A 9,390-nucleotide genomic window follows, 5' to 3' on the forward strand; every position below is an offset into this window, starting at 1 on the left:
CACCGCGGCGGTGAGCGTGGTCGGCCACGCCCGCGCCGGGCGCGTCCGCTGGCGCACCGGCCTGCTCTTCGGGGCTGCCGGCATGGCCGGCGCGCTGGCGGGCGGGTTCGTCGGCGGCCACCTCCCCGGGCAACTGCTGATGATCGCCTTCGCCCTGATGATGGTCGCCACGGCGGTGGCCATGCTGCGCGGCCGCCAGGACGTCGACCCGGCCAAGTCGCACTCCGAGCTCCCCGTGGGCCGGGTACTGCTCGACGGCGTCGTCGTCGGCCTGGTCACCGGCCTCGTCGGCGCGGGCGGCGGTTTCCTCGTCGTCCCGGCGCTGGCCCTGCTCGGCGGGCTGCCGATGGGCGTGGCCGTGGGCACGTCCCTGCTGGTCATCGCCATGAAGTCCTTCGCCGGGCTGAGCGGCTACCTGGCCACCGTGTCGATCGACTGGGCCCTCGTGGGTGCGGTCACCGTCGCCGCTGTCGTCGGGAGCCTGCTCGGGGCCCGGGTGGTCGACCGCATCCCGGCCGATGCGCTGCGCCGGGCGTTCGGGTGGTTCGTCCTGGCCATGGGCGCCTTCGTGCTCGTCCAGGAGGCACCGGACGGCGCGCGGCTCCCGGCACTGATCGCCGTGCTCGGCGTGGCCGCAGCGATGGGGACCTGCACGGCGTTCGTGCCGCGCTGCCCCCTCCGCCACGCCGGGATCGTCGGCCCCCGCCCCGCCCGGGCCTGACCCAGACGGCCGCGCGGTGCGTCCGGGAATGCCCACGCACCGCGCGGCGCTTCAAGAAGCAGTACCCGCCGGGGTATCACCCCGGCGGACGGGAGAGGATGAGGGACATGCAGCTCGAGAACACCCAGGTCGTCGGAGATGTCATCAAGCGGCTCCGGCGTGCTGAGGGCCAGCTCGCGGGCGTGATCCGCATGCTGGAGGCCGGCCGCGACTGCGAGGACGTCGTCACGCAGCTGGCGGCCGTGTCCCGGGCCCTGGACAAGGCCGGGTTCGCCATCATCGCCACCGGCCTCGAGCAGTGCATCACTGCCGGCGAGGACGGCAACGCCGCCCTCGACCGCGCCCGGCTCGAGAAGCTGTTCCTCTCGCTCGCCTGAGCAGCGGCTCCCCGCGGCCCGCACCGGTAGTTCGGTGCGGGCCGCGCGCCGTTTCCTGGTCCGTTTCACCCGCAGGGCCGACGGGCACGGGCTCCGAGGCACCCGCCCGTGACGAGATGGAGGCGAGATAGGCCAGGAGGAAACCGACCCGGTGCGGACGCACACTCCCCAGCGGCTGACCCGGCGCCTGGACGACGAGCGGCTGGCGCGGATCGCGGAGTTCGGGACGGCGCCGCGGGAGAGGTCGAGCAGGCACCTCTCCCAGCTGGACCGGGAGTGGGACGTCGAGCGCAAGCTCGAGGCGAATGCCGCCACGCTCATGCTCGTGGGCGTCGCCCTCGCGGCCACGCGGTCGAAGCGATGGCTCGCGCTCGCCGGCGTGGTGCCCGCGTTCCTGCTCCAGCATGCGATCCAGGGCTGGTGCCCACCGATCGCCGCCTTCCGCGCTCTCGGCTCCCGGTCGCGCAACGAGATCGACGCCGAGCGCACCGCCATCAAGGCCCTCCGCGGAGACTTCGCCGGGCTGGAGCTGGAGCCCGGGGCGGCTGAGCGCGCCCTCGCAGCGGCCGGCGCACGCTGACACACCTCGAGACCTAGGCGTCCTCGAGTCCAGCCTTTCCGGCCGACTCGTAGGAGTCGTTGACCAGGACCACGGAACGGCCGGGTCGGTCCAGCACCGAGGCCGCGATCGAGGCCCGGTAGCCGGAGCCGCAGTAGACCCACACCTCGCCCTGCGGCACCTCGTCGAGCCGGTCGGCGAGCTCGTGCAGCGGGATGTGCTGCGAGCCGCGCACGAAGCCGTCCGCCCGCTCGTCGTTGCGCCGGGCGTCGAGGACCTGCACCGGCCCCCGCTCCATCGCCTCGGCCAGGCCGGCGAAGTCACTCACCGGATACGACCGCAACGGCTGCCCGTCGGCGAGGGACTCGACGTCCCCGATCGCGGCACCGGCCAGCTCGTCGACGCCGATCCGCACCAGCTCGCGGCGAGCCTCGGCCACCTGCTCCTCGCTCTCGCCGATCAGCGTCAGCGGCTCCCCGTAGCGGTAGAGCCAGCCGAGGTAGGTCACGAAGTTGGTGCCGAGCTCGACGTTCATCGCGTCGGTCAGGTGGCCGGCCGCGAACGCCGTGCGCTCGCGCAGGTCGACCACCCACTCCCCCGCCTCGATACGCCGGCGCAGCCCCGCGGGGTCGACCTTCTCGGGCATGGAGAGGTCGACCGGCGCGGGGCCCCGCCGGTTGATGGGCGCCATGCGCGCGTAGTAGGCCGGGAAGGCGTCCAGCCCGGCGAGGAGGGTGTCGACGTACTCCTGTTCGGCCTGCGTGAGCGCGGGGTTGACCTTCGCCTGCTCCCCGATGGTCGACGACGTCCCGCTGGTCGGGGTGGCCGAGCAGAAGCTGCCGAAGCCGTGAGTGGGGAACACCTGCGCCTCGGCCGGTAGCTCGCGGGCCAGCCGCCGCACCGAGTGGTACTGGGCGTGGGTCAGCTCGTCGGTGACCTCGGGGCTGACTAGATCGGTGCGGCCCGTAGCGCCGTAGAGCATGGATCCACCGGTGAACACCGCCTGGACGTCGCCGTCGCCGTCGCCGTCCGCCAGCGCATAGCTGACGTGGTGGTGGGTGTGCCCGGGGGTGTGCAGGGCCGTCAGCCGCAGCCGCCCGGCTGCGATCACTTCGCCGTCGGACACCGCCACGTGGTCGAGCTCGGCGTCGCTCCCGCTGGGCAGGACGTAGGCGGCACCCGTCTCACGGGCGAGTTCGGGGCCCCCCGTCACGTAGTCGTTGTGGACGTGGGTCTCCAGGACGTGGGTGACCCGCACGCCGCGCCGCGCGACCAGGTCCAGCACCCGGTCGATGTCGCGCTGGGGATCGATCACCACGGCGACCTCGCCGTCGTCGATGAGGTAGCTCCGGTCGCCCAGGCTGGAGGTCTCGATCGTCTGCACATCGAACATGCCGTTGTCCCTTCTCTACCCCGTACGGTACAAACCGTCTGCGGCGGGCTCAGCTCCTGAGTGCCGCCAGCGCCGCATCCAGACGACGCCCGGCCTCGTCGGCCATGGGCTGCAGCTCGGGCCGGCCGGTCATCGACACCATGGTCTGCGGGTCGAGGACCTGCACCGTGGAGCCGTCACCGGCCTGGCTGACCACGACGTTGCACGGCAGCAGCACGCCGACGCCGCGGTCCGCCTCCAGTGCCTGCTGCGCGAGGTCGGGGGCACAGGCGCCCAGGATCAGGTAGGGCTCCATCTCCACTCCGCGCTTCTGCCGCAGCGTGGCCTGCACGTCGATCTCGGTGAGAATGCCGAAGCCCTGCTCGGCCAACGCCTCCTTTGTGCGTGTCACCGCCTCTGGGAACGGAACGTCGAGGTCGAGGGTCCGTCGGTACTCCATGCGGCCGTTCCTTCCGGAGCGCCGCCCGACGTTGAGAGGCGGCCCGCCTGCTCGGACCGCCGGTCGGTGCGGCGAGGTCTCGGCGTCCCTACCCGCACCGACCCTGCCGTACCGCCCGTTGGGGCCGGCGACGACGCTGGACGACGGCCAGCGGGCTGACCTGCGTCGTTGCCCTCGCGGTCGCCCGCTGCCTATTCTCGATCTGTGTACTGGGGATTTGCACCGAGCCGGCCCGCGTTCTGCGTGTGCCTCCTCGCGGTGACCCCGCTCGTGGTCGACGACCGGCCGCTGACACGCACCGAGCAGCCGTCCCCTTCTGACGGGCTTGCCCGCCACTGACGCGCGCCGGGAGCTCACACGGCGGGAGCGTTGCTGGCCACCGCGGCCGGTTCCCGCGCGAGTGCCCGCCCTGTGCGGCGGTACCAGGCGGCGAACAGCGCGACGAGCAGCAACAGGTCCGCGACGTGGCCGCCGTAGTACATCAACTGTGCAGCAACCTCGACCTCCGCGGCGTCGTGCCCGCCACCCACCGGTAGCACCGGAGCACGGGAGAACAGCAGCTTGGCCAGGAAGGCGTGCAAGCCGCCGGCGACGACGAGGACGACCAGACGTACCGCCATGCCCGGCCGGCGCGGCGCGGGATCGGGCCCGGCCACCGCCCAGGCGAACAGGTACCCGGCCAGCAGGAAGTGCAGGTGCAACAGGTGGTGCACAACGTCTGACCGGGCGCTCAAGGCGTACAGCGGCGTCAGGTAGAGCAGGTACAGCCCGCCGACGCTGAGCACCGCGGCGGTGGCCACGTGGGACAGCCCGTGCAGCACCCGCGACCGCAGCAGCACGGCTGCCGGGCGCCGGGCGGACACGGGCAGACCCGAGAGCAGCAGGGTCACCGGGGCGCCCATGACCAAGGCAATGGGCGCGAACATCCCCAGCAACAGGTGCTGCGCCATGTGCCCGTCGGCCGTGCCGGCGTCGACAGCCGGGGACAGCGCGGCTCCCACCAGGACGGCTCCCAGCAGGAAGCTCGCCGTCCGCCCGCCGCTCCAGCGGCGGCCACTCCCCCGCATGCGGGCGACGCCGGCCAGGTAGCCCGCGCCGAGCACGACGGCGACCAGCACCGGCAACAGCCACGCCGCCGCGGCGGAGCCCGTCCCGTGCGAACCGCCGTGCGCCAGCACGGCGGCTCCGGACATGGTGTTCACCGCCGGTCGGCCCCGGCCTGCCCTTCGCCCCGGGACCGCCACAGCAGACCCGCACCCACCGCCAACAGCACCAGCGCGGCGCCGTTCCAGGCCAGGTCGTAGGGCAGCAGGTCGACCCCGTAGCGGATCTGGTGCAGGCGCAGGAGCTTGTGGTCGACGATCCCGTCGAACAGATGGAAGATGCCCAGGCCGAGCACGAAGCCGCCCCACGCCGAACGGCGCGCCAGCGTCCCGCGGCGGCGCAGGTCGGCGAACCAGAAGAATCCGGCGACCAGCAGCACGAGGTAGGCCGTCTGCAGCAACCCATCCGACAGCAGGCTGATGTCAGGGGTGGACCGGTCGTAGAAGTGGTGCCAGCTCAGCATCTGGTGGAACACGATCTCGTCGATCGCGGCCATGATCGCGACGCCGAGCATGGTGCCCGTCAGCACCGATCGGTGGCGGTCCGCCGTGATGGGTCGGGCGGCGGTGTCCGTCATGCCGAGTCCTCCTGGCGTCAGTGGCTGGTCAGCCCGCGGCGGGACTGCAGGGAGGGCGGGATCCACCGCTCGGCGATCAGCCCGGTCGTGACCGAGTAGATGGCCTTGTGCAGGATGTCTACGACGTGCTCGTTGCGGGGCCAGACCATCGGCGGGGCCCCCACCCCGGTGGTGTTCTCCAGCGTCTGGTCGGTCGACAGCCGCACGATGGTGTGCGCCACGTGCGCCTGCGGGCCACGGAGCCCGACCGCAGCCCACACACCCCGCAGGGCCCCCAGCACGGCCCCGGTCCCGTAGTGCATCGCCCAGTTCCAGCCCGTCGGCCGGTCGGCGTCGGACGGATGGCGGCCGAGCAGAGTGAGCAGGGTCCGGGCGGGGATGTAGGAGTGCGGCCGGCGGGTGACGGCCTGTTCCAGCCTCTCAGCCGCCGTCATCACAGCCACCCCCAGCAGGCCGGCGGCCGCGCCGCGGCCTGCTGCCGGAAGCAGTGCTCGGGCACGACTTGCCTCGTCCGCAGACATCCCCTGTGATCCCTCCTGTGAGTTGCGGACGGTCATAGCCCCTCCGGCGCGGATCTACACGGTCATCAGGGACGTTGCGCGAACAGCAGCGTGTCCACGGCGGTGCCGGAGTCGGTGTCCCTGTCCATCCGCTCGAGGCGTTCCGTGCGCCAGCCCCGGACCGCCGTCCCGAGCAACTCCGGGTCGTAGAGCACGTCGGGGTCCTGTGGGCCCCCGGTCCCACGGATGAGGTTCTCCCGGTCGTGGCCGAGGACCAACAGGTGCCCGCCCGGGAGGACGGCGCCGGCGGACCGCGCAAGGACGTCGACCAGCTCGGGGCGTGGAAGGTGCAGGTACAGCACGAGAACCAGGTCGAACTCCGCCGAGCCCAGATCGGCGGTCAGCACGTCCTCGACCCGCCACGTCACACGCGCCCCGGGCGGCGCGTTCTCCTGCCCCCGACCGAGACCGACGGCCGAGAAGTCGATCGTCTCGACATCCCATCCCCCGCCGGCCAGCCACAGCGCCATCCGTCCCTCGCCCGCGGCGACGTCCAGAGCCCGCCCGGGGGGCAATCCGGCGGTCACCTCGGCGGCCGTGCGGTTCGGCTCGACGGACCACTGCCGCGCCTCGGCGTAGCGGCGGTCCCACTCAGCGGCTTCCATGTCGCTCCCCTCGATCACACCGGGCTGCCTCAGCGGGCCGCGCCGGCGTGCGGCAGAGCCGGCACGGCGCAGGCGACCTGCCCCCGCAGTCTGCGGGCCAGCGCCCACGCCAGCAGGAGCAGCGCGAGGACGGAGAGCACGGGCTGTACCGGCTCGAAGTACGTCATCGCGCCACTGGCGCCCAGGGCCAGCAGGACGAGCTTGTTGCAGACCGGGCACCCGACGGCGAAGAACGTCAGCAGTCCGCCGGCACCACCCCACCAGCGCGACCGGCGCTCCTCCACGGCCGGAGCCGGCTCCGGCGACCCCGGTTCGCGCACGTAGGTCGCCACGAGCAGCCCGGCGAGCGCGGCGCTCGCCAGCAGGGCCGGCCAGGACCACCATGTGGGCGGCACCTCCCGGCTGAAGACCGGCGTGTCGATGAGGTCGGTCGGGACGGCGACCACCAGCACGCCGACGGCGGTCATGGCGAGCGCGGTGAGCCAGCGCCGGCGGTCCCAGGCCCGGAGCGCCAGGTACATCGAGGTCATCGGGACTCCTGTCGGTCGAGCGCGCGGATCGTGTCGTCGTCAGGACCGGCATCGGTGGTCCTGGTGCGGATCCGGTGCAGGCGGCGCGCGATGACGCCGAGGAGGAGCGCTGCGGTGGCCGCCAGCAACCAGACGTCGAGATCGCGTGCCGACAGCTCGGCGATCCAGCTCTGCGCCATGAACTCGAGGTCCGTGGTGTCCCCGAGCCCGAGGACGCCGGTGATGCCGGCGGTGCCGTCGAAGCGGAGGAACAGCCAGCCGATCACGATGAACAGGGCACCGGAGATCAGCTGGCTCGTGTGCAGCTGCCGACCGCCGATGCACAGCGGGCGACCGCGCAGCCATCTGCGCCGACCGAGGTCGAACCGGTCCCACAGCAGCGCGAGCACGAACATCGGCGCCGCCATCCCGAGGGCGTAGACGGCCAGGAGGACTCCTCCTCCCACCACGCCCCCATCGGTCGCAGCTAGGGTCAGCACGGCGCCGAGGATGGGCCCGGAGCAGAACCCGGCGAGGCCGTAGACCGCACCCAGCGCGAAGGTGCTCGCCCAACCGCGGGCCCGGCCCGGGGTGGCGACCCGGGCACGAAGCCGGTCGGCTCCGGGCAGGCCGAAGCCACCGCCGAGGAGCTGCACGACCCCGAGAGCGATGATCGTCCACCCGGCGACGGCGATCAGCACCTCGCGGTGCCCGTAGAAGAGCGTCGAGACCAGCGCCGACCCCACCCCGAGGGGCACGAGGGTCAGGCAGAGGCCAAGCCAGAAGACGACGGTGCGGGCGAGCAGCTCCCGCGGATGCGCGAACGCGTAGGCGAAGAACGACGGCAGCAGGAGTGCGCTGCAGGGGCTGATGAGCGTCAGCGCGCCACCGAGGAACGCCGCCGCGAGCCCCAGCTCACCCATCGGCCCCGGCCTCGGCGGCCGCCTGCTCGATCGCCGCGACGAAGGTGTCCGTGGGCTGCGCACCCATGATCGGTCGGCCGTTGAGCAGGAAGGCGGGCGTGCCGGCGATGCCGAGCTGCTGCCCCTCACGGAAGTCAGCGGTGACCGCGTCGAGCGTCTCCTGCGACTGCATGGCCGCGGTGAACCGGTCGACGTCCAAGTCGAGGTCGCGAGCGAGCCCGAGCAGCACGTCGTCGGTCAGCTGACCGCTGTTCGGCGGAAAGCCCAGCGCGTAGACCGCGTCGTGGTACTCCCAGAAGGCGCCTTGCTCCCCCGCCGCCCGTGCGGCCCGCGCCGCCTGGACCGACTGCTCACCGAAGTAGGGGAAGTCCCGCCACTCCAGCCGGAGAGTGCCGTCCTCGACGAACCGGTCGAAGAGCACCGGCTCGGTCTCCTGGGCGAACTTCGCGCAGAAGGGGCACTGGAAGTCCTCCCACATGACGAGGACGACCGGCGCGTCGGCGTCCCCCTGTGCCAGCGGGTCGTCGGCGATCCGTCGGGCCTGGTCGTCCGCCGGCTGCGCCGACCCACCCTCGTGGTGGACGTCCGCCACCGGGCCGCCGGCGTCCCTCCCGTCAGCACGGCCGAGACCCCAGACGACGGCGACGACGCCGAGCACGACGACCACGGCCAGGGCGATGAACGGTCCACGCAGGGCCTGCGCCGTCGTGGATCGGCCCGTCTCCGGCGGCGTGGTTGGAGCAGCGTTGGGCACGAGAACTTCCCCCTGACGCGCCATCGTCGACGCGGGTTGTCCGGACAACTCGTCTACAGTTGACCGTACAAGAGCTGCTGCGGTCGTCGATCGCCACCCACGGCCCCGTGAACCGAACTGGAGGAGCCATGCCGGAGCTCCCGCGCATTCCCCCGGCGGCACGGCTGGATCGCCACACGAACACACCGCTGTGGCGCCAGCTCGCCGCCGATCTCCGCGACCGGCTGGACGGCGGCGAGTTCACCGAGGGCTTCCCCGGTGAGGTGGAGCTCGGCCTCCAGTACTCGGTCAGCCGGCACACGGTCCGCGAGGCGTTGCGCCAGCTGCGCGCCGACGGCGTGATCAGCACCGGGCGCGGTCGGCGCCCCCGGCTCGCCGCGCTCGACCCGGTCATCGCCCAGCCCACGGGGATCGCCTACTCGCTGTTCTCCTCCGTGGAGGCCTGCGGGCTGGTGCAGACGTCGGTGGTACGCGTGCTGACCCTGCGGGCGGACGGCGTCATCGCCCCCCGGCTGGGGCTGGAGGAGTCGACACCGCTGGTCCACCTCGAGCGGCTGCGCTTGGCCGACGACCGACCACTGGCACTCGACCGCGTCTGGCTCCCCGCCTCGATCGGTGAGCCCCTGCTGGACGTCGACTTCCGCCGCACCAGCCTGTACGAGGAGCTCGCCCGTACCGGCATCCCGGTCACCGGCGGGCAGGAGACGGTCCGGGCGGTCATCCCGAGCAGGGCCGAGCACGACGCTCTCGACCTGCAGCCGCCGTCGGCCGTGTTCTCCGTCGAGCGGACGGGCACGAGCTCCGGTGTCCCCGTCGAGTGGCGGCACACCCTGATCCGGGCCGACCGCTTCGCCCTGACCAGCACGCTG

General features: G+C 72.7%; 13 protein-coding genes. 4 read left to right on the forward strand and 9 right to left on the reverse strand.

What is annotated here, in order from left to right:
• The 3 genes from E9549_RS22275 to E9549_RS22285 all read left to right on the forward strand — a co-directional run.
• Positions 1 to 721, forward strand: a 721-nt coding sequence (locus E9549_RS22275) for a sulfite exporter TauE/SafE family protein (RefSeq protein ID WP_236828785.1), incomplete at its 5' end; no start/stop codon positions are given.
• 107 nt (positions 722 to 828) lie between these two features.
• Positions 829 to 1,098 (forward strand): metal-sensitive transcriptional regulator, encoded by a 270-nt coding sequence (locus E9549_RS22280; RefSeq protein WP_097194514.1) that lies wholly within the window; start codon positions 829 to 831, stop codon positions 1,096 to 1,098.
• A gap of 151 nt (positions 1,099 to 1,249) precedes the next feature.
• Positions 1,250 to 1,678, forward strand: a complete 429-nt coding sequence (locus E9549_RS22285) for a DUF2892 domain-containing protein (protein ID WP_209305935.1) — start codon at positions 1,250 to 1,252, stop codon at positions 1,676 to 1,678.
• 13 nt (positions 1,679 to 1,691) lie between these two features.
• Here the strand turns inward: E9549_RS22285 and E9549_RS22290 are convergent, their stop codons facing one another.
• The 9 genes from E9549_RS22290 to E9549_RS22330 form a co-directional block, all read right to left on the reverse strand.
• Positions 1,692 to 3,050 carry an MBL fold metallo-hydrolase gene (locus tag E9549_RS22290; RefSeq protein ID WP_097197005.1) on the reverse strand — a complete coding sequence of 453 codons (1,359 nt, stop codon included), beginning with the start codon at positions 3,048 to 3,050 and terminating at the stop codon, positions 1,692 to 1,694.
• A gap of 49 nt (positions 3,051 to 3,099) precedes the next feature.
• Positions 3,100 to 3,489: a DUF302 domain-containing protein gene (locus E9549_RS22295; protein ID WP_097197004.1), complete on the reverse strand. Its 390-nt coding sequence runs from the start codon at positions 3,487 to 3,489 to the stop codon at positions 3,100 to 3,102.
• A 353-nt stretch (positions 3,490 to 3,842) separates the two neighbouring features.
• A complete protein-coding gene (locus E9549_RS22300; protein WP_135095149.1) occupies positions 3,843 to 4,682 on the reverse strand; it encodes a cytochrome c oxidase assembly protein in 840 nt (279 codons plus the stop codon).
• A 5-nt stretch (positions 4,683 to 4,687) separates the two neighbouring features.
• The gene (locus E9549_RS22305) at positions 4,688 to 5,170 is read right to left on the reverse strand and encodes a DUF2243 domain-containing protein (protein WP_097197002.1); all 483 of its coding nucleotides are present in this window, start codon (positions 5,168 to 5,170) and stop codon (positions 4,688 to 4,690) included.
• A 17-nt stretch (positions 5,171 to 5,187) separates the two neighbouring features.
• Entirely contained in the window at positions 5,188 to 5,604 is a 417-nt protein-coding gene (locus tag E9549_RS22310) for a hypothetical protein (RefSeq protein ID WP_209305936.1), read from the reverse strand.
• Between the two features lie 152 nt (positions 5,605 to 5,756).
• Positions 5,757 to 6,335, reverse strand: a complete 579-nt coding sequence (locus E9549_RS22315; RefSeq protein WP_097197072.1) for a bifunctional 2-polyprenyl-6-hydroxyphenol methylase/3-demethylubiquinol 3-O-methyltransferase UbiG — start codon at positions 6,333 to 6,335, stop codon at positions 5,757 to 5,759.
• Between the two features lie 29 nt (positions 6,336 to 6,364).
• Positions 6,365 to 6,865 (reverse strand): hypothetical protein, encoded by a 501-nt coding sequence (locus E9549_RS22320; RefSeq protein ID WP_097197000.1) that lies wholly within the window; start codon positions 6,863 to 6,865, stop codon positions 6,365 to 6,367.
• Complete coding sequence (locus tag E9549_RS22325) at positions 6,862 to 7,767, reverse strand: cytochrome c biogenesis CcdA family protein (protein ID WP_097196999.1); 906 nt, start codon at positions 7,765 to 7,767, stop codon at positions 6,862 to 6,864. The genes E9549_RS22320 and E9549_RS22325 overlap by 4 nt, the downstream gene beginning before the upstream one ends.
• Positions 7,760 to 8,521, reverse strand: coding sequence for a thioredoxin domain-containing protein (locus E9549_RS22330; protein ID WP_209305937.1), 762 nt, complete (start codon positions 8,519 to 8,521; stop codon positions 7,760 to 7,762). Before E9549_RS22330 ends, E9549_RS22325 begins: the two co-directional genes overlap by 8 nt.
• A 128-nt stretch (positions 8,522 to 8,649) precedes the next feature.
• On the opposite strand from E9549_RS22330, the gene E9549_RS22335 reads away from it, so the two are divergent.
• A partial coding sequence (locus tag E9549_RS22335; protein WP_236828787.1) for a GntR family transcriptional regulator occupies positions 8,650 to 9,390 on the forward strand: 741 nt, incomplete at its 3' end.

This window comes from Blastococcus sp. MG754426, from assembly GCF_021699055.1.
Classification (GTDB): domain Bacteria; phylum Actinomycetota; class Actinomycetes; order Mycobacteriales; family Geodermatophilaceae; genus Blastococcus.